The sequence below is a fragment of the Pseudomonas sp. m6p genome, assembly GCF_055760375.1.
In genome coordinates, this window is sequence record NZ_CM147084.1 from 4511363 (window position 1) to 4530212 (window position 18850).

Sequence of the window (18850 nt, forward strand, 5' to 3'; positions counted from 1 at the left end):
TGACCATCACATGCGGGACGCGCCCGCGCTTCTCCCAGCCTTGGAGCATAAAAAAAGGCGCGAGTTCAACTCGCGCCTTTTCTGGGCTGACAACCGGTGAAGCGATGGCCGTTATGGACGGTCGTCGACTTCCTTCTCGGTGTTGGCCGGAGGAATCAGATCCTCGGTGCTCAGGTTCAGCCAGATCAGCACCACGTTCGCGATGTAGATCGACGAGTAGGTACCCGCCAGCACACCGATGAACAGGGCGATGGAGAAGCCGAACAGGTTGTCGCCACCGAAGAACAGCAGCGCAGCAATCGCCAGCAAGGTGGAGATCGACGTTGCCATGGTCCGCAGCAGGGTCTGGGTGGTCGAGATATTGATGTTCTCGATCAGCGAAGCCTTGCGCAGCACACGGAAGTTCTCGCGAACTCGGTCGAATACCACAATGGTGTCGTTCAGCGAGTAACCGATGATCGCCAGTACCGCCGCCAGCACCGTCAGGTCGAAGGTGATCTGGAAAAACGACAGGATACCGACGGTCACGATCACGTCGTGAATCAGCGAAACGATGGCGCCGACCGCGAATTTCCACTGAAAGCGAAAAGCCAGGTAGATCAGGATGCCGCCGAGCGCCAGCAGCATGCCGAGGCCGCCCTGGTCGCGCAGTTCTTCACCGACCTGCGGGCCGACGAACTCGACGCGCTTGACCGTCGCCGGGTTGTCGCCGCCGACTTTCTGCAGCGCGTCTGCTACCTGATGGCCCAGTTGCGGGTCCTCACCCGGCATGCGCACCAGCAGGTCGGTGGTCGCACCGAAGTTCTGCACGATGGCTTCGTGGTAACCCGAAGTCGCCAACTGCTCGCGCACTTTGGTGACGTCAGCCGGACGCTCGTAGGTCAGCTCGATGAGCGTACCGCCGGTGAAGTCCAGGCCCCAGTTCATGCCCTTGTGGACGACGCTGAAAATAGCCAGCAACGTGAGAAACACTGTGACGCCGAACGCGAAGTTGCGAACGCCCATGAAGTTGATTGTACGTAACATGGCAGCCCCTTAAATCCACAACTTCTTGAAGTCACGTCCGCCAAAGATCAGGTTGACCATTGCGCGGGTCACCATGATGGCCGTGAACATCGAGGTAAAGATCCCGAGGGACATGGTCACTGCGAAACCCTTCACCGGGCCGGTGCCCATGGCGAAGAGGATGCCGCCGACCAGCAGAGTGGTCAGGTTGGCGTCGAGAATCGCAGTGAATGCCCGGCCGAAGCCTTCGTTGATTGCACGCTGCACGGTCATGCCGGCGGCGATCTCTTCACGGATCCGCGAGAAGATCAGCACGTTGGCGTCGACCGCCATACCCATGGTCAAGACGATACCGGCGATACCCGGCAGGGTCAGCGTTGCCCCCAGCAGCGACATCAGCGCCAGCAGCAGCACCATGTTCACCGCCAGCGCAACCGTGGCGATCAGGCCGAAGAAGCGGTAGATGGCGATGATGAACAGCGAGACGAACAGCATGCCCCACAGCGACGCATCAATACCTTTGGTGATGTTGTCAGCACCCAGGCTCGGGCCGATTGTGCGCTCTTCCGCGAAGTACATCGGAGCGGCCAGACCACCGGCACGCAGCAGCAGTGCCAGTTCGGACGATTCGCCCTGGCCGTTCAGGCCAGTGATACGGAACTGCGCACCCAGCGGCGACTGAATGGTCGCCAGGCTGATGATCTTCTTCTCTTCCTTGAAGGTCTGTACCGGCACGTCTTTCTCGACGCCGTCGACCACCTGCTTGGTGTAAGTGGTCACCGGACGCTGTTCGATGAAGATCACCGCCATGCTGCGACCGACGTTCGAACGGGTCGCGCGGCTCATCAGCTCGCCACCGTGACCGTCCAGACGGATGTTCACTTCAGGCGTGCCGTGCTCGCCGAAACCGGCCTTGGCGTCGGTCACCTGGTCACCGGTGATGATCAGGCCACGCTCGATCTGCGCAGGAGGACGCTTGCCTTCACGGAACTCGAAGGTTTCGGAAGTGGCTTTCGAAGCCCCCGGCTCTGCAGCCAGACGGAACTCAAGGTTGGCCGTCTTGCCGAGAATACGCTTGGCTTCGGCAGTGTCCTGCACGCCCGGCAGCTCAACCACGATGCGGTTGGCGCCCTGACGCTGAACGATCGGTTCGGCAACACCCAGCTCGTTGACGCGGTTACGTACCGTGGTCAAGTTCTGCTTGATGGAGTATTCACGGATTTCCGCCAGCTTGGCCGGGGTCATCGCCAGACGCAGCACCGGTTGACCGTTGAGGTCGGCCGGAACAATGTCGAAATCGTTGAAGTTCTTGCGGATCAGCGCACGGGCCTGTTCGCGGGAGTCAGCATCGCTGAAGCCCAACTGAATGGCGCCGCCCAGTTGCGGCAGGCTGCGATAGCGCAGTTTTTCTTTGCGCAGCAGGCTCTTGACGTCGCCTTCGTAGACTTTCAGGCGGGCGTCGAGGGCTTTGTCCATGTCCACTTCCAGCAGGAAGTGCACACCACCGGACAGGTCCAGACCCAGCTTCATCGGGTGCGCGCCGAGGTTGCGCAGCCATTGCGGGGTGGTTTGTGCCAGGTTCAATGCGACGACGTAGTCATCACCCAATGCCTTGCGCACAACGTCCTTGGCCGGCAGCTGGTCTTCAGCCTTGGTCAGACGGATCAGGCCGCCCTTGCCGTTGGCCGCCAGAGAAGCTGCCTTGACGTTGATCCCGGATTCACGCAGCGCGGTGCTGACGCGATCCAGATCGGCCTGATTGACCTGCAGAGCCGTGCTGGCGCCGCTGATCTGAATGGCCGGGTCATCGGGGTATAGATTGGGAGCGGAATAAATCAGACCGATCGCCAGCACCGCCAGGATCAGAATGTATTTCCACAGAGGATATTTGTTCAGCATCACGCCGCCCGTTATGAACGCGGGGCGCCTTGCGCGCCCCGTCGATTGAGTAGAAGTTGGAACCTTAGATCGCTTTCAGCGTGCCTTTTGGCAGCGTGGCGGCGATGGCGCCCTTCTGGAACTTCATTTCCACGGTGTCGGAAACTTCCAGAACCACGAAGTCATCGGCCACTTTGGTGATCTTGCCGGCGATGCCGCCGGTGGTGACCACTTCGTCGCCCTTCGCAAGGCTGCTCAGCAGGTTCTTCTGCTCTTTGGCGCGCTTGGCCTGTGGACGCCAGATCATCAGGTAGAAGATGACCAGGAAACCGACCAGGAAAATCCACTCGAAGCCGCCGCCCATAGGCGCAGCAGCCGGTGCAGCCGCGTCAGCCATGGCATTAGAGATAAAAAAGCTCATTTAGCACTCCAGTTGCAAATGTTGAATCTTGGGGTCAGAAAACTCAGTCCAAAGGCGGAACGGGGAGCCCGCGTTTGGCGTAGAAGGCATCGACAAAGGCGGCCAATGTACCCTGTTGAATAGCCTCGCGCAAACCAGCCATCAGCACCTGATAATGGCGCAAGTTATGGATGGTATTGAGCATGCTGCCGAGCATTTCGCCGCACTTGTCCAGGTGATGCAGATAAGCGCGGGAGAAGTTCTGGCAGGTATAGCAATCGCAGGTCGGATCCAGCGGCGAATCATCATGGCGATGGAACGCGTTACGGATCTTCAGCACGCCTGTATCAATGAACAGATGCCCATTGCGGGCATTACGGGTTGGCATCACGCAATCGAACATGTCCACACCGCGGCGCACACCCTCAACCAGATCTTCCGGTTTGCCAACGCCCATAAGGTAACGAGGTTTGTCAGCAGGCATCATGCCCGGCAGATAATCCAGCACCTTGATCATCTCGTGCTTGGGCTCGCCCACCGACAGACCGCCGATGGCCAGGCCATCGAAGCCGATCTTGTCCAGACCTTCCAGCGAGCGCATGCGCAGATCCTGATGCATGCCGCCCTGAACGATACCGAACAGCGCCGCGGTGTTGTCGCCATGCGCGTTTTTCGAGCGCTGGGCCCAACGCAGCGACAGCTCCATCGAAACGCGAGCGACATCTTCGTCAGCCGGGTACGGCGTGCATTCGTCGAAGATCATCACGATGTCGGAACCGAGATCGCGCTGCACTTGCATCGATTCTTCCGGGCCCATGAACACTTTCGAGCCGTCGACCGGGGAAGCGAAGGTCACGCCCTCCTCCTTGATCTTGCGCATTGCACCCAGGCTGAACACCTGGAAGCCGCCGGAGTCGGTGAGGATCGGGCCTTTCCACTGCATGAAATCGTGCAGGTCGCCGTGCTCCTTGATCACCTCGGTGCCCGGACGCAGCCACAGGTGGAAGGTGTTGCCCAGAATGATTTTCGCGCCAGTGGCCACGATGTCACGCGGCAACATGCCCTTGACCGTGCCGTAGGTGCCCACCGGCATGAAGGCCGGGGTTTCGACGGTGCCACGCGGGAAGGTCAGCCGACCACGACGAGCCTTGCCATCGGTGGCAAGCAGTTCAAAGGACATGCGACATTCGCGACTCATTCTGTTTCCTCTGGGCCTGTGTGTTCAGGGGCAGTCGGGGCGGGATTACGGGTGATGAACATCGCATCACCGTAGCTGAAAAAGCGGTACCCGTTGTCGACGGCGGCTTTATAGGCGGCCATGGTTTCGGGATAACCGGCGAACGCCGAAACCAGCATCAACAGCGTCGATTCCGGCAAATGGAAGTTGGTGACCAAGGCGTCGACCACATGGAACGGCCGGCCCGGGTAGATAAAGATGTCGGTGTCACCGCTGAACGGCTTGAGCACACCATCGCGCGCGGCACTTTCCAGCGAACGCACGCTGGTGGTACCCACGGCAATCACTCGCCCGCCACGCTCACGGCACGCGGCAACGGCGTCGACCACGTCCTGGCCGACTTCCAGCCACTCGCTGTGCATGTGGTGATCTTCGATCTTGTCGACGCGTACCGGCTGGAACGTCCCCGCACCGACGTGCAGCGTGACGAACGCGGTCTCGACGCCCTTGGCGGCAATCGCCTCCATCAGCGGCTGATCGAAATGCAGCCCCGCCGTCGGCGCCGCCACCGCACCCAGACGCTGGGCGTACACGGTCTGATAGCGCTCGCGATCCGAACCTTCGTCCGGGCGGTCTATATAAGGAGGCAACGGCATGTGCCCGACGCGATCGAGCAGCGGTAGCACTTCTTCAGCGAAGCCCAGCTCGAACAACGCATCATGACGCGCGAGCATCTCGGCTTCACCACCGCCATCGATAAGGATCTTCGAACCCGGCTTCGGCGACTTGCTGGAGCGCACATGGGCCAGCACGCGGTGCGAATCGAGCACGCGTTCAATGAGGATTTCCAGCTTGCCGCCCGAGGCTTTCTGCCCAAACAGCCGCGCCGGAATCACCCGGGTATTGTTGAATACCATCAAATCGCCCGGGCGCAAATGCTCAAGCAAATCAGTGAATTGACGGTGTGCAAGGGCGCCGCTCGGCCCATCAAGGGTCAGCAGGCGACTACCGCGACGCTCGGCCAGAGGGTGGCGGGCGATCAGCGAATCAGGAAGCTCGAAGGTAAAGTCAGCAACGCGCATGATGGGGTTCGTCTAGCAGGGCCGGAAAGTCTAGCGGAATTATCAAAAATTGACCATGAAACGTGATTGACCAACGGTAATCACCTCTCTATACTTCGCCGCCATTGAGCCCTGATGGCGGAATTGGTAGACGCGGCGGATTCAAAATCCGTTTTCGAAAGGAGTGGGAGTTCGAGTCTCCCTCGGGGCACCATAATTTTCCTTGTAAATCAAGGACTTAGAAAAGGGGTAGAAAGAAATTTCTACCCCTTTTTCTATCCAAAAAATCTACCCTTCTCATACCCTTTTCTTGGGAAAAACCGCCTCCCGGTGGCGTCCGCTTCGGCTTCGCTCTGCACACCTGAAACGGTGTATTGAAGCTATCCTTCTTATCCAGACCGTTTGACGTGCTGCGGCTCTGCAGCAGTGCGGGAAAGGGTCAACCATGGATCGAATGTGTCTCATACTCAGGTGAGGATTAGCCTAAGAATGATTATCAGACCATTTACTATTTAGATTGCCACTAAGCTCTGCAAAAACCTCTACATAAAAAGCGACAAAAAGCATGATGGCAAAATGACATGCCATGGGTTAGTGTTTGTGTTATTTCGCTGGGTTCATCGGTGTAGGTAACTAATATGTTTGGGCACTATAAAAATAGACAGAAGCATTACGAAATAGTCAAACAGATATTATGGCAAGACTATAAAGTTGATAACGAGTTGAATCCAAATTTTATTTCGCTATCCGATTATAAAAGCATAGTTGATGAAGCTGTTCGTGATGAGATAAATGATGAAGAGGTCGCATTAAAAGTTGTGACCAGATATTGTGTTAACTTGGCAGCCAATGGCCATATACAAGATGCAAAACAATTAGCTCCAAGAGCTCTATTTGCTGCTGAGTATTTTTTAGATCGCGGCTTAATATCAAAAAAAATCTGGAATTACGTGAATACAGGGCTATCAAGTTATGTTCTGCCTACCAAAGACTGAATACAACATATTGGCCTGCTAGGTCGTTTTTAGCGGTTGAAGTTGTTCAAGCTTGAAAAATTACCAGATGAACGCGGTGGATGGTCATTTCATATTCTGTGAAATTTAAAGAATATGGTTGACCTCTATTTGATAATTAAGGTCCCACCTTAAATATATTTTCGGTTTTCTATTGACAACGTTTTTCATTGATTTTAAGCCAAAAAACGACTATCCAAGAAAATTGAAACTCAAAAAACCGACAAAAAACGTAGAAAAAACTCAATGCACTTTTCTAGTGCGTCAACAGAAACAAGCTAAAAACGGCGTGTTTTAATTCCCGGTATTACCATACGCACAAGATGGTAAATCGTCTAAAAACGGCAATTTCAAAGGTTTTGATTTTTGAAAGTTTTGCTACTCAAAATTTATTGAATATAAAAATTTGAGTTCTACGCTTTTGATTTTGATATGCGAACTTTGTTCGCAATACCCAGATGCTTTTCGCCTGTTAGGGCGGGCTTTTGCTTTTGCTCTTCTTGGATAACTCTTAAATAAGTGTCGCAAGTTGATTTTATAGGTTTTTTTGGACGCTTTTGATTTTTAAAAAATTCAGTTTTTTCAGGGTAGAAAGTAAAAATATTTATTTATTTGACAATCATGCACGGCATGGTATTTGTATTAGTAACAAACAATAATAATTTGCATGATATTTATTCCACAACGCATAATCCTTAAAAATCTTACTCCCGAATTTTTCTTTGCAGAATGTGAAAGACAGTATATTTTTGAGCAAGCTATCGAAAAAAAGATGGCTGCAAAGGAATATCTTGAAAATAAGTTAAATAACTCATCAAAAAGAAAGCGTGCAAGCTTGGCCAAAGAAATAATGAATATTAAGGATAACTTCAATTGGGTTACCACTTGCAGTGAATATAGATGCTGGAAGATACAGCATAAATATGCTCTTGCTGGCGACTTGAACGATATTGTCAAAAATATCGAGTTTGTTTTCGGGAGAATTCAAGAACAACTAATAATAAAGCAAAGAAATCTTAAAAACGATGAATCCGGCGAGAGTATTTTTTCACGCATAAAGAATGATTGGGATATCGGTTATGGTATCAAAATAAAGGACATTAAAGGGTCAACTATAAAAGACAAGCTCATCAACATTGCTGATGAGAAAAGACTTAAATCACAAATAAAAAGAATACAAAAACAAAGAAGCGAACTTTTAAAGCTGCACTCAGGTTTGATTGGTTCCGGTCGAGCATTTGAGATTTGTAGTGATGAAGTTGTTCGCAATAGAGAAGCTGACGAAGCCAGCCAGCTTGATTACATAATGAAGAAATCTCTTGTTAATGAAAACAACAAGAAAATCCCACTATGGAAAGTAGCAAGCACTGAAAAGCAAAGATTTGCTGAGATATTTATCCAAGTCTCATCGTTGGACGCCTATGCCAAACAACTTGACTATAAGCCTCTTTTCATAACTTTTACCGCTCCGGCAAGATTTCATCCAAAGCCGTCGAAAGGCGTTAGTTCTTGGGACGGTTCAACCCCAAAGGATAGCAATGATTACTTGAAAGGCTTATGGAATGCTTTTAGAAAAGACATCCATAGACATAAGATTGAGATGAATGGTTTCTGGGCAGTCGAACCTCACAAAGACCAGTGCTTTCATAAGCACGCTTTAATGTATGTTAATAAGAAACATTATGACGAATTAGTAATCTTGATTAACAAGCATTTTAGACACTCGGAAAACGCCGTAAGAATTGAAGAAATTGACGCAAAGAAAAGCAAGGCAACATCATACGTGATGAAGTATCTAACTAAGTCATTCAATTTGGAATTCGAGTTAAAAGGCGGCGTCCTAAATGTAGATAAGTTGGAAATCTCAAATCACAAAAAAGTTAGAGCAGTTCAAGCACTGTGGTCTGTGCGTAGATATGCAATGTTCGGCGTTAAGAATACGCTTTCATTGTGGAGAGAGCTGAAAAGAAAATCATTCTTGAAAGGCAAGAATGACGTTATTGATAAGGCGTTCGCATTTGTGGACAAGAACGATTTCATTGGGTTCTCTATATTTGTAAATGGAAACCTAAAAATAATGAGGCTATACAGCAAAATACAAGTATTTAAGAATGACCTGCTCGGTGATGTTTTCGGAAAAAGACTAATAGGTAAATACATAATTGATTTGAGCACAAAAGAAATGATTGATATAAAAGCAAATTACAAAATTGTTGATACTGCATTGCTTGATGCTGCCGAGTTGCAATAAATAAATACTTATCTATTGATTATTTATAATCGCATGTTATATTGTTATCAAGAACAGGAGATTATGAGCATGCAACTAATAAGGGTAACTAGCAAAAGAAAAGAAATCTTAAAATATACAAAAAAACTAGGTCTTTATGGTTTATATAAAGATGTTAAGAATGCACATGACAAAAGTGTTTGTCATTTGATTTTTGACCCATTAGATTACACATTCAAGGTGCTGGTAGACCAAAGTAGAGTTCCTTACGAATATCAAGACGAATGTATAAGGGACTTATAACAAAGCCAGCTAATGCTGGTTTTTTTGTGCCTGAATTTTGTCAAGAAAAATATGTATTTATTTGACTTTGCTTTTATTTGTGCTCTAATAAATATATATAAATAAGAAAGGGACACTAATGAAAAAACCAAAAGCAAAAGCAAATCTTAAAGTTTGCACCATCACACTCGACGCTGAAACACATAATCAATTTAGAGAAATTGCCAATACTCACAAATTTCCGTTGTCACGCTTTATAAATGATTGTATGAAAGAGTACTTAAATGTAAGCAAAGTTAACGGGTTCAACAAAGATGTAACGCTACAAGTTGGAATTAGAAACTTTCAAATCCAAGACAAATAAAAAGCCCTGATAGGGCTATTTTGTTAACTGTGGTTTTAAGTCAAACGTAACCGCTCTTTTGTTTGCCATCTGTGCTTTAAAAGCTTGTTCAAGCTGTTTTGCGGCTGACGGGTCTCTTTCTTTAATTTCATCAAATAGATTATATAATTTCTGTCTTAATTCATATTGACGCTTAACCTCTCCAGTTTTTATGCCATTACGATTGTCTGGAATGTTGTCCATTTCTCTATGCCCCGCGATGTCTCGTGTGCTGTTGCCCGGAAATAAACTTTTCGTTAGTCTCGGTTGCAACCATTCAAATTCTTCAACAATTTCATCATTCGAATATGTTGAATAGTCGCCATCAATCTTATGGTTTTCAGGCTCTGGAATCGGCTCCGGTGTCATCGGTGCGTAAATGTCATCTACGGCAGGCTCTACTGGTGTAGGTGTCTCTAAGGCCTTTGTAGGAGCTTCTGCGACAGGTGTAGGGTTGGATGGCTCAAACTCTTTCATCAAGTCATCAATCAAGTCATCGTTGGTAGGTGCTACCTGTTCTTGTTCAACCTGCTTTGTAGGCTCTGGTGGCTTCTCAGGAGCTTTTTGAAGAGGTATAGGCATGACAGGCTCAACTGGTTTAGGTGCTTCTACGGCCACCGTAGGGGCTTCTGGTGCTGGTTGCGGTTTAGGATCGGCCTTCTTATTCATCGAAGCATATTGCTCCTGAATTTTCTTCAATTCGTCTAAATCTGCTGGGGTAGGTTTGTAGCCTTCAAGCTTGAAGCCTTTGGCTTCCAATCCCATTAGCTGAAATTCGAGCCATACATTCTTCTTGAAGTAATCAGGGCCATTCACTGTAAATGATTGTGGTGGTTTGGCGTCGGCAACAAGTCTTTGAATGCCAGCCTTTGCTGACTGTCTTGATAAATCATGGAATGAAACTTTTGATGGGTCTTTGTAATACTCGAATGATTTCTTGCTACTGGCTGAATTATAGAAATATTCAACCTTGTCACTATGCTGAATAAACTTGAACTTAGTAGCAAGCACTGAGTTTGGTTTAATCTTTTTCATGTAGTCGGGTTCTGCTTCGGTTGAAGCGATTGAACAATTTTCGTATTCCTTTACGTTGTGCTTATTTTTTAAAGTCTGCTCAAAGCCAGTGTCATCACCTAGTTTCGCTTTAAGTGTTTTGTAAGATAGGCCAAGCTCGGATGCTTTGAATATCTGGTCTTCATGTTGAATGGAGAAAGATGATTTGCCATTGTGAATGACATTGAAACCATTCTCGGTTATCTGGTTGATGAAGTCGGATGGGCTGGAAGCATTGTTAAGGAAATCACTCAAAGCGTCTTTCATTTGTTTCTTGTTAGAAATAACGCCACGAACGTCAAGCATTCTTTCTTTTGTTGATGGATGCTTGTCTTTGTATTTCTTGTTGATAATGTCTTTCTTATCTTGCAGTGTCAGCTCTTTTATTTTGTCGAGTTCATCCATGTCTCTTGAAATTCGATTTTCGGGAACTATTAGATTGTATTTTTGTTCAAGCTTTTCACATTCTCTTTCAATAACACGGTAGTCATTGCTGACGTTGTAACACTTGCCATTAAAATCTTTTAAAGCCCACACAATATGAACATGAACCTCATCTGTATCAATGTGAACACCCAACGCATACTTTCTATTTGAAAGGTTGTGCGTTTGTTCATAGAGTTCTTTTACTATCTGCTTCGCTTGTTCAGGGGTAACGTTATCATTGGTATGAAAGCTGACCATATCGTGCTGACTTCTAACTGATTGCTTTCTGCCCTTTGTTCTAACAGCAACATCATTTTCGATGGATGTTGCAATAGCATTCGCAATTTGTCTTTTGGATGAGTTCATAGGTGTGTAGATGTTGCTTTCGAACAATACACATCCCTCATCTTTGTGAAAGTATTTAGAAGCCTTATATACTCCTGACCTGCTTTTCTGGGTGCTCAATCTTTTCCTTATCATATATCGCCTTTGATTGTTATTTTCTCCTTTTTCAAACTTTCAAGTCTATTTGTCAATACGCCCATGTTCTTATCTAATTTGCTCAGAACATCTAAAATGTCTTGGTTTGGTTGCTTCCCTGAATTCAACGCTGCTGCTATTTGATTAAGGTTATTGCCAATCTGACTGAATATTTTTTCAATGGTGACTATATCCTCTCTTAACTTTGGACTACATACTTCTATGACTTCATTTATTCCATTATTTATAATATGGGAAATAAATTTTACCTGTGTCATCTTTAATGCTGCTCTTTGTGTTTCGAGTAGCTGAATATCATCTTTTGGAAGTCTAAAATTTAACTGATTACTTTTTCTTTCTTTATCACTCATACAATCCTCCATATTGATTGCTATACATTTTTCAAACGTAGTGCGAAAAATCGAGCGTAAATGTTAGTAAGTGAACGAAGTGAACTTGCTATACATTTACATTGCTCGCCTGTAATGTTTTCGAACTACTAATATCAAGTTAACATATATTAAAATGTTTTCAAGTTGTATAGCTTTCAATAAGCCAGATAACAAAGAATGAAAGTGTATAGCAACGTATAGCAACGTATAGCAGGCATTAAAAAGGCCACCTAATTAGGTAGCCTCATGAATGATGACAACAATAAAAAATTATACTGAGAATTTATATTGTAGGTGTTTAACAGCATCCATTTTAGATGCTGGGGTTGGGCCTTCCGAATATCTATCGAAAGTCATTCTTAGCAGTCCATCAGCTTTGTGGCCAACCAACGAAATGATGACAAGGTTCTTAACATCAGCACGCTCTAATGTAGTGATTACAGTTTTGCGAATGCTATGGAAAACACATTTTTTATCAAAACCTAAATCTGTCTTGAAGATTGAAAATTGATTACCTAAACCTTTCGATTTGGTTTCATACTTCCCACCTTTGCTTGTCTTCAACAAATACCCATCGTCCGATGAACTAACAAGCCGTTTGACCGTTTCCATGAGAACCGGATGAATTGGCACAAAACGAACGGATGCTTGTGTTTTACCTTCTGTAATATGAAAACAATCCACACCATCCTCTTTAACAACTGACGATGTTTTTAAACGGCATATTTCTTCAATGCGTGCTCCCGTATAGGCCGCTATCTTAATCAAATCGGCTAATTGACGCTTTCCTTTTTCAATTGCTTTACTATGCAAGGTTTCAACCTCTTCCGCCGTAAAAGCACGTCTTTCATCTTTTTTGAGTGTTCCACGTCTAACTTGGCTCAATTCATGACTTTTGAAAGGATTGATTGGATAACGTTCTTTGAATGGTGGTTCTTTTTTAATCAAGAAATTATAGAAGGCATTAAACGAAAACAAATATTGTTTCTTTGTCTTCGATTCCAGATTTTTTGAAATCAAGAATGAAGCAACTGCCTCATAATCCAGCAATAAGTCCTCAGCTTTCAAAAAGGCATCAAGTGCTTTAATTCTCTTTATATGTCTATCAACTGTATTCAAGTCTACTTTTCGTTGATTTAATTCATAGTTATAGAAACCATCAAGGCGACTTTTGAAAAATGGGGTTTTTGGTGAGTAGTCCGAACGACCTGCTGCAATATCAATTGCTTCATTAACAAGGTCGATGCTTAACTTCTTATCTTGTGTATATTGGATTACTTCAAAACCCATTTTTGTTTCATTGTTTGCGGGTTTCCCCTTAATTTTATCTTGGTTTATGGCCCTTTGATGCTTTTCAACTATTTGAAGAACATCATCACGGAAATTGCCGATTTCACCCCTACGGGCTTTTTCGATTTCGGTTTTCCACTGCTGCAACCATCGTAGTTTGAAAATATGGGCTTCCGAACGATTGCCAGTTTTGAGGCTTTTAGTCAAAACCTTACGCCCGGAAAAGGCTTCCCGTGCGTCTTCTGGAACGTCCAGACGGACGTAGTAGGTGCCGGATTTCAGGACTAAAAAATCGGTCATAGCAAAAGCCTTCGCTAGTCATTTCTACCCAAAATTCTACCCAAAATTTCTACCCAAAGCCACTGAAAGCCTTTAAACTCGCGGCATTGCTGGGTCTTATGATGTTTTTGAGGGAGTTCGAGTCTCCCTCGGGGCACCATTTGCAGTACATAGACGACTACCAGCGTCTACGTAACACCCCTAGAGCCCGCTAACTGCGGGCTTTTTGGTCTCTGGGGTTCCACCCCCATCTCTTGCAAGCCAACCTCTTTTTGGTACATTTTCTGTACATATTCCAGTTCGAGAACCGGAGGTGTACAGCGATGCCATTGACCGTCTTGCAAATCAAAGCATCCAAGCCTGCCGACAGACCGTTCACGTTGAGTGATAGTTCGGGTCTTGCCTTGCTGGTGAAACCCAACGGCAGCAAGTATTGGCACTTCCGGTACACCTATCAGGGGCGGGCGGCGCGCATGTCACTGGGCGTGTATCCGTATATCTCCTTGCAGGAAGCCCGTGAACGAGCTGCAGAATGCCGCAACCTACTCAAGCAAGGCACCAACCCCGGCGCCAAACGCCGCGATGACAAACTGCGACAGCAGGAGGCCGGGCTCAACACCTTCAGGCGAGCCGCGGAGTACTGGTACCAATTCAAATCGGACTCCGGCCGCAGCAGCGCGACGCTGAAGAAGATCCGCGACTATCTCGATAAGGATCTACTGCCCGCTCTCGGCGAGAAGCAACTGGAGCTCATCACGCGAAGCGACTGCGCAAAACTGCAGGCCTGCATCGAAAAACGAGGCGCCTTCAATGTTGCGGACAAGACCCGGACCTGGCTGAAACAGATTTTCAGTCAAGCCATTGCACGCGGCCTGTGCGAACACAATCCAGCCTCCGAACTCCATGCCATTGCGATAGCGCCACCGCCCACTCAACACTACCCACATCTGCACGAACACGAACTACCTGAGTTTCTCCGGGCCTTAAGCAAGACCACCAGCCGGCTACCAGCGAGGATTGCATCATGGATGACAATTCTGACGGCGAGCCGCCCCGGCATGGTTCGCTACGCAAAATGGGAGGAAATCGATTTTGAGGAAGGGATATGGACCATCCCGGCCGCCCGCATGAAGATGCGCAGAGACTACGTCAGCCCTCTACCTCATCAATTGATCGCCATGCTTACCAAACTGAACCAAAGCACTGGCCGCAGTCGGTATCTATTCCCAGGCAATGGTGAAAAGCAGCCAGTCATCAGTGAAAACACGATCAACCTAGTGTTCGCCAAGATCGGCTATAAAGGACGACTCGTCAGCCATGGCACTCGTCATACCGCAAGCACGCTGCTGCGCGAACATGGCTGGCTGAAGGACCATGTCGAAAGCCAGCTGGCTCACGTCGAGGGCGGCATCTCTGGCGAGTACAATCAAGCCCTATACCTGCCGCAACGTCGGATCATGATGCAGTGGTATGCAGACTATCTCGACGCCCTCAAAGAAGGCATTACAGCCAACCTTCGCGATCAATTTGATACTCGCGTTAATCAGTTCCTCGCACGCCCTTCTGCACCGCCTCTAACAGCATCTCATGCACACAAAGATGATCACCTCCAAAAGTTGCCTATCGAGACAGACTCAACGGAGACTCAGTGATCACGTGACGCCTCACCAATTCGACCCGGTCGACGACAACATCATCGCCTTGCAAAACTACCGTGGCGTATTCCAGCACTGGTAAGTCGGTGAGATCTCCACAGCCCAGCCTTCCACGCGGGTCCATCCAAACAGGGCTGCAAAGCCGCCCTGCTTGGATGGACCTCACTTAAAAAATCTAAAGCCCATGCAACTGTCTGTGGAAAACCACAGATTTCCACCGGTGGATAATTTCATCCACCGCCGCAGAACTCCGGAAAATTCGAGCCTTGACCCGAATTATCCACAGGCGTAGAAAAGATCGGGCAAAGCGCTGTCGTTGACAGCAACCCAGGTAGCCAGAACCTTTAAGGCTACGCCACACCGTGGTGGTTCTCCCAAAGTGCGATTAGCGTCCGGCGGTTCGCACGGTCACAGCGATGTGATGGATGCCTACTTTTACCAGTGTGCCCACTGCGGCAACTCATCCTCTTTCATAGCTGCTTTGCAGCAACCTATTCGCTTGGCCATTTCACTGCGCCAACCTGCGCCCGTCTCTTTCCCCCGGAAAGAGACGGGCGCTCCTACCGCTGCTGCAGCCCGCCTAGTACAAGGCTTTGCGGCATTCCCCCTCGTGACAATCGGCGTGACAAACACCGAAGTCACCAGCAACAGCGATGCAGATGATGGTACCGCAGCCCACGGGATGGACTGCACCTGACTGACAGTCAGGCATGCCCCGGTCATCGCTTCACTGCCTTCACCTGACTCAGGATCTCGCGGCACTGGTCTCGTCAGCCAGTGCAGCCTCCACCCGCCCACCGGTAACGGTGTTCAGGAGACCAGATCATGAGATGCCCAAGCTCCCGGTCGTAAAGAGCCGCCAGTCCCGCGCTAGTGGACAACCCTCACAGGTCGCAGGGGCCTTGATCCCTGATAACACTCAACATTCTTGGCGGGATGACGTGGGGAAAAGCTTCAACGTTTTGACTTCGAGAGGAGTTTGATCATGGCGTTGGTCGGTAAACGGGACGAGCGCAATTTTGGCTATGGCCGGCAATTGAGCTACGCCGGGCCGCAGGCGTTGAAAGACATGTTCGGCGGCGGGCATTACGGCACGGTCAAAGCTCACAGTGATCGATGGCAGGCGTTTGTACGCTGGTGTCGGTCGGAGGATGGACCAGGGCTTAACGATGCGCGGCGGATTGATCGGCAGACTTTGCTGGACTACGCCGGGCACTTGCGTCAAAAAGTTGATTTGGGTGAGCTAGCCATCGCCACAGCGCAAAACCGGTTGTCCAGCGTCAACCGGACCATGGCCGCGCTTCGCGGTGATCAATATGTGAAAGTGCCGAGCCCGAGCAAGGCGTTAGGAATGCGGCGGACCACCGTTCGCACAACCGCTCCCCAAGGCCAAGATCGTGAGCAAGTTATGCGCATCGTCGAAGCACTTCGCGAACACCAAATGCCGCGCGCGGCGGCTATCGCTCAGTTGGCGCGAGCCACCGGCATGCGCTTACGCGAGGCGATTTTGGCCGACCTACCGCGTTTAAAACGTGAGGCCGAACGCTACGGCAAGATCAACATCCAGGATGGCACCAAAGGTGGCCGTTCAGGCGCGTTGGCACCTCGCTGGATCACTGTGGATGATCACATCCGTGACGCGCTGAGGTTTGCCCAAAAGGTCTCGCCCGACCATAGCCGCAACCTGCTTGCACCGAACGAACGCTACCTCGATTTCTTGCAGGGAATCGTCGGCCCCGCACGGGACATCCTCCATAAGAACAACCTCAAAGGCTTCCATGAATTGCGGGCAGCCTATGCATGCGAACGTTACGAGCAAATCACCCATCATCCCGCGCCTATCAACGGTGGCCATTGCTATCAGCTCAACCGACACCTCGATCAGGAGGCCCGAGTACAAATCAGCTATGAGCTGGGGCACGGCCGTATCGGCGTGGTATCGGCTTATATTGGTGGTCGAGCATGAACACGGCATTCGATATGGAGCTGTTCCTGGCGGGCGTCTTGACCGGGTCACACACCACACGCCAACGCCACCTGCGTCAGGCGAAGACTATCCAAACAGCGATCGCTGAGCGCTGGCAATGCGACAATCCATGGAATTGGCAGAGAAAACACCTTGCATGGTTTTTGAATCACCATCTAAACCAGCGCACTGAATCGACGCGCTATTACTATTTGCTGACCATGCAATTACTCACTCATCGTCTAGGAAAATCCTGGCAGTTCACCCCTAAGCGAAGGTCAGAAAACGGCCCAGAGTGTGTAAAAACGCCAGATTGGGTTTTCTATATCGACGCTAGGAGACCATGCTTACGTTTCGAAAACTGATCAAGTCTGTGACGTTTCCAGGAACAGTTAAGACCGCTCAGCAACCTCTTAAAGCCCTTTGGATGGGGCAAAAAAGACCCGTTTTTACGCCGTTAACGCTTCATCAAGCCAGTGGTGCCGATGATTTTTATGACCCGTTTCAGGTTGTAGGCAAGCACATTCAAGCTCATCTCGGCGCTTACCCCGTTAAGCTTTCGGGTCAGAAAGTGCGTCGCACCCATCCATTGCTTGAGCGTCCCGAAGGGATGCTCAACAGTCCGTTTTCGGATTCGCATCATCTCCGGCATGTTGCTCAGCCGATTCTGCATTTGCTCCAGTACGGCTTCATGTCCCCATCGCCGAACTCGCCGTTGCTTGCTCGGTGTGCACTTCGATTTCAGCACGCATCCCTGGCAATTAGAACTCCAGTAACGGTGCAACTTCAGGCCTTTTTCAACGCTGGAAAAGCGCCAGATCAACGCCTCTCCAGCGGGACAAATGTATTCGTTTTTTGCCGCATCATAGATGAAGGCATCGTTATTGAAACGCCCGTCAGCCTTGGCTCCAGAGGTCATCGGCTTGGGCACATAGGCGGTGATGCCTGCATCGTGACAAGCTAGGATTTGTTCGCTTTTGAAGTAACCTCGGTCAGCCACTACCGACAACGTATCTGACGCCATCGCCTCGCGGGCCTGCTTGGCCATCGAGCTGAGTAGATCGCGGTCGGAACCGACGTTGGTCACCTCATGCGCAACGATCAAATGGTGCTGGGTATCGACTGCTGTCTGCACGTTGTAACCGACGATTCCAGTGCCGCGCGTCATCATGGAACGGGCGTCTGGATCGGTCAGTGAAACCTGTTTGTCCGGCGAGTCGTTGAGCTGGATTTCGATCGCTTGAAGCTCCTTCATTTGCGTCTTCAGCTTGGCGATTTTCTCTTCCAGCCGCACGGCCTTGGGCTCCGAGGATGTGGGTTCTTGTCGATCGGCAGCATCGAGCGCGGTCAGGTAACGGCTGATGCTCGATTCAATTTCTTCCATTCGCCGCTTCAGTTTGGCGCTGGTGAAATTGCGGTCGCGGTTGTTGACCGCCTTGAACTTGCTGCCGTCGATGGCGACCAGATTCTCTCCGAACAGTCCCAACTGCTGACACAGCACAATGAACTGGCGGCAGACACCTCGAATGGCCTTGCTGTTGTCTCTTCGGAAGTTGGCAATGGTTTTGAAATCGGGCATCAAGCGACCGGTCAGCCACATCAACTCGACATTGCGCCGGGCTTCTCGCTCCAGCCGTCGACTCGACTGAATGCGGTTGAGATAGCCGTAAATGTAGATCTTCAGCAGGATCGCGGGGTGGTAAGCAGGCCGGCCAGTGTCAGCTGGAATGACGCCTTCAAAACCCAGCTTGACCAGGTCAAGTTCGTCGACAAAGACTTCGACTACGCGCACCGGATTGGTATCCGTGACGTAATCGTCGAGGCTTTCGGGCAGTAAGGTGCTTTGGCCTCGATGCTCACCCTGAATGAAACGTTTCATGG

At 49.2% G+C, this 18850-nt stretch carries 15 protein-coding genes and 1 tRNA gene; 7 read left to right on the forward strand and 9 right to left on the reverse strand.

Annotated elements, in window-relative coordinates; translation table 11 throughout:
- Positions 1-111 precede the first annotated feature (111 nt).
- The 5 genes from secF to queA all read right to left on the reverse strand — a co-directional run bounded on the left by secF (position 112) and on the right by queA (position 5542).
- Complete coding sequence (gene secF / locus ACYZUM_RS20440) at positions 112-1026, reverse strand: protein translocase subunit SecF (protein ID WP_108183718.1); 915 nt, start codon at positions 1024-1026, stop codon at positions 112-114.
- 9 nt (positions 1027-1035) lie between these two features.
- Positions 1036-2904 (reverse strand): protein translocase subunit SecD, encoded by a 1869-nt coding sequence (secD, locus tag ACYZUM_RS20445; protein WP_041071804.1) that lies wholly within the window; start codon positions 2902-2904, stop codon positions 1036-1038.
- A 64-nt stretch (positions 2905-2968) separates the two neighbouring features.
- Entirely contained in the window at positions 2969-3304 is a 336-nt protein-coding gene (gene yajC, locus ACYZUM_RS20450) for a preprotein translocase subunit YajC (protein WP_041071802.1), read from the reverse strand.
- Between the two features lie 43 nt (positions 3305-3347).
- Positions 3348-4463: a tRNA guanosine(34) transglycosylase Tgt gene (gene tgt, locus ACYZUM_RS20455; protein WP_473061367.1), complete on the reverse strand. Its 1116-nt coding sequence runs from the start codon at positions 4461-4463 to the stop codon at positions 3348-3350.
- A gap of 14 nt (positions 4464-4477) precedes the next feature.
- A complete protein-coding gene (gene queA / locus ACYZUM_RS20460; RefSeq protein WP_007964414.1) occupies positions 4478-5542 on the reverse strand; it encodes a tRNA preQ1(34) S-adenosylmethionine ribosyltransferase-isomerase QueA in 1065 nt (354 codons plus the stop codon).
- A gap of 108 nt (positions 5543-5650) precedes the next feature.
- Between queA and ACYZUM_RS20465 the strand changes: the two genes are divergently transcribed.
- From ACYZUM_RS20465 to ACYZUM_RS20480, 4 genes are all read left to right on the forward strand, one after another.
- Positions 5651-5735, forward strand: a tRNA-Leu gene (locus tag ACYZUM_RS20465).
- Between the two features lie 424 nt (positions 5736-6159).
- Complete coding sequence (locus ACYZUM_RS20470) at positions 6160-6516, forward strand: hypothetical protein (protein ID WP_473061139.1); 357 nt, start codon at positions 6160-6162, stop codon at positions 6514-6516.
- 685 nt (positions 6517-7201) lie between these two features.
- Positions 7202-8785, forward strand: a complete 1584-nt coding sequence (locus ACYZUM_RS20475) for a replication endonuclease (protein ID WP_473061140.1) — start codon at positions 7202-7204, stop codon at positions 8783-8785.
- Between the two features lie 400 nt (positions 8786-9185).
- Positions 9186-9410 carry a hypothetical protein gene (locus ACYZUM_RS20480; RefSeq protein WP_143129380.1) on the forward strand — a complete coding sequence of 75 codons (225 nt, stop codon included), beginning with the start codon at positions 9186-9188 and terminating at the stop codon, positions 9408-9410.
- 15 nt (positions 9411-9425) lie between these two features.
- Here ACYZUM_RS20480 and ACYZUM_RS20485 read toward each other — a convergent pair whose 3' ends face one another.
- From ACYZUM_RS20485 to ACYZUM_RS20495, 3 genes are all read right to left on the reverse strand, one after another.
- A complete protein-coding gene (locus tag ACYZUM_RS20485) occupies positions 9426-11372 on the reverse strand; it encodes a relaxase/mobilization nuclease domain-containing protein (RefSeq protein WP_161781308.1) in 1947 nt (648 codons plus the stop codon).
- 11 nt (positions 11373-11383) lie between these two features.
- Positions 11384-11758: a plasmid mobilization relaxosome protein MobC gene (gene mobC, locus ACYZUM_RS20490; protein WP_033050921.1), complete on the reverse strand. Its 375-nt coding sequence runs from the start codon at positions 11756-11758 to the stop codon at positions 11384-11386.
- Between the two features lie 291 nt (positions 11759-12049).
- Positions 12050-13369, reverse strand: coding sequence for a DUF6538 domain-containing protein (locus ACYZUM_RS20495; RefSeq protein ID WP_473061141.1), 1320 nt, complete (start codon positions 13367-13369; stop codon positions 12050-12052).
- 302 nt (positions 13370-13671) lie between these two features.
- Between ACYZUM_RS20495 and ACYZUM_RS20500 the strand changes: the two genes are divergently transcribed.
- The 3 genes from ACYZUM_RS20500 to ACYZUM_RS20510 all read left to right on the forward strand — a co-directional run bounded on the left by ACYZUM_RS20500 (position 13672) and on the right by ACYZUM_RS20510 (position 17334).
- Positions 13672-15000 carry a tyrosine-type recombinase/integrase gene (locus ACYZUM_RS20500; protein ID WP_142580087.1) on the forward strand — a complete coding sequence of 443 codons (1329 nt, stop codon included), beginning with the start codon at positions 13672-13674 and terminating at the stop codon, positions 14998-15000.
- A 988-nt stretch (positions 15001-15988) separates the two neighbouring features.
- Positions 15989-16969 (forward strand): integrase domain-containing protein, encoded by a 981-nt coding sequence (locus ACYZUM_RS20505; RefSeq protein ID WP_142580089.1) that lies wholly within the window; start codon positions 15989-15991, stop codon positions 16967-16969.
- On the forward strand, positions 16966-17334 hold the full coding sequence (locus ACYZUM_RS20510) for a hypothetical protein (RefSeq protein WP_473061142.1): 369 nt from the start codon (positions 16966-16968) through the stop codon (positions 17332-17334). Before ACYZUM_RS20505 ends, ACYZUM_RS20510 begins: the two co-directional genes overlap by 4 nt.
- A gap of 92 nt (positions 17335-17426) precedes the next feature.
- Here the strand turns inward: ACYZUM_RS20510 and ACYZUM_RS20515 are convergent, their stop codons facing one another.
- The gene (locus ACYZUM_RS20515; RefSeq protein WP_142580091.1) at positions 17427-18848 is read right to left on the reverse strand and encodes an IS1182 family transposase; all 1422 of its coding nucleotides are present in this window, start codon (positions 18846-18848) and stop codon (positions 17427-17429) included.
- Positions 18849-18850: the final 2 nt, after the last annotated feature.

Bases quoted from the DNA above. Each gene is read 5' to 3' on its own strand.
- secF (WP_108183718.1), bottom strand. From the start codon at position 1,026: ATGTTACGTACAATCAACTTCATGGGCGTTCGCAACTTCGCGTTCGGC.
- secD (WP_041071804.1), bottom strand. From the start codon at position 2,904: ATGCTGAACAAATATCCTCTGTGGAAATACATTCTGATCCTGGCGGTG.
- yajC (WP_041071802.1), bottom strand. From the start codon at position 3,304: ATGAGCTTTTTTATCTCTAATGCCATGGCTGACGCGGCTGCACCGGCT.
- tgt (WP_473061367.1), bottom strand. From the start codon at position 4,463: ATGTCCTTTGAACTGCTTGCCACCGATGGCAAGGCTCGTCGTGGTCGG.
- queA (WP_007964414.1), bottom strand. From the start codon at position 5,542: ATGCGCGTTGCTGACTTTACCTTCGAGCTTCCTGATTCGCTGATCGCC.
- ACYZUM_RS20470 (WP_473061139.1), top strand. From the start codon at position 6,160: ATGTTTGGGCACTATAAAAATAGACAGAAGCATTACGAAATAGTCAAA.
- ACYZUM_RS20475 (WP_473061140.1), top strand. From the start codon at position 7,202: ATGATATTTATTCCACAACGCATAATCCTTAAAAATCTTACTCCCGAA.
- ACYZUM_RS20480 (WP_143129380.1), top strand. From the start codon at position 9,186: ATGAAAAAACCAAAAGCAAAAGCAAATCTTAAAGTTTGCACCATCACA.
- mobC (WP_033050921.1), bottom strand. From the start codon at position 11,758: ATGAGTGATAAAGAAAGAAAAAGTAATCAGTTAAATTTTAGACTTCCA.
- ACYZUM_RS20495 (WP_473061141.1), bottom strand. From the start codon at position 13,369: ATGACCGATTTTTTAGTCCTGAAATCCGGCACCTACTACGTCCGTCTG.
- ACYZUM_RS20500 (WP_142580087.1), top strand. From the start codon at position 13,672: ATGCCATTGACCGTCTTGCAAATCAAAGCATCCAAGCCTGCCGACAGA.
- ACYZUM_RS20505 (WP_142580089.1), top strand. From the start codon at position 15,989: ATGGCGTTGGTCGGTAAACGGGACGAGCGCAATTTTGGCTATGGCCGG.
- ACYZUM_RS20510 (WP_473061142.1), top strand. From the start codon at position 16,966: ATGAACACGGCATTCGATATGGAGCTGTTCCTGGCGGGCGTCTTGACC.
- ACYZUM_RS20515 (WP_142580091.1), bottom strand. From the start codon at position 18,848: ATGAAACGTTTCATTCAGGGTGAGCATCGAGGCCAAAGCACCTTACTG.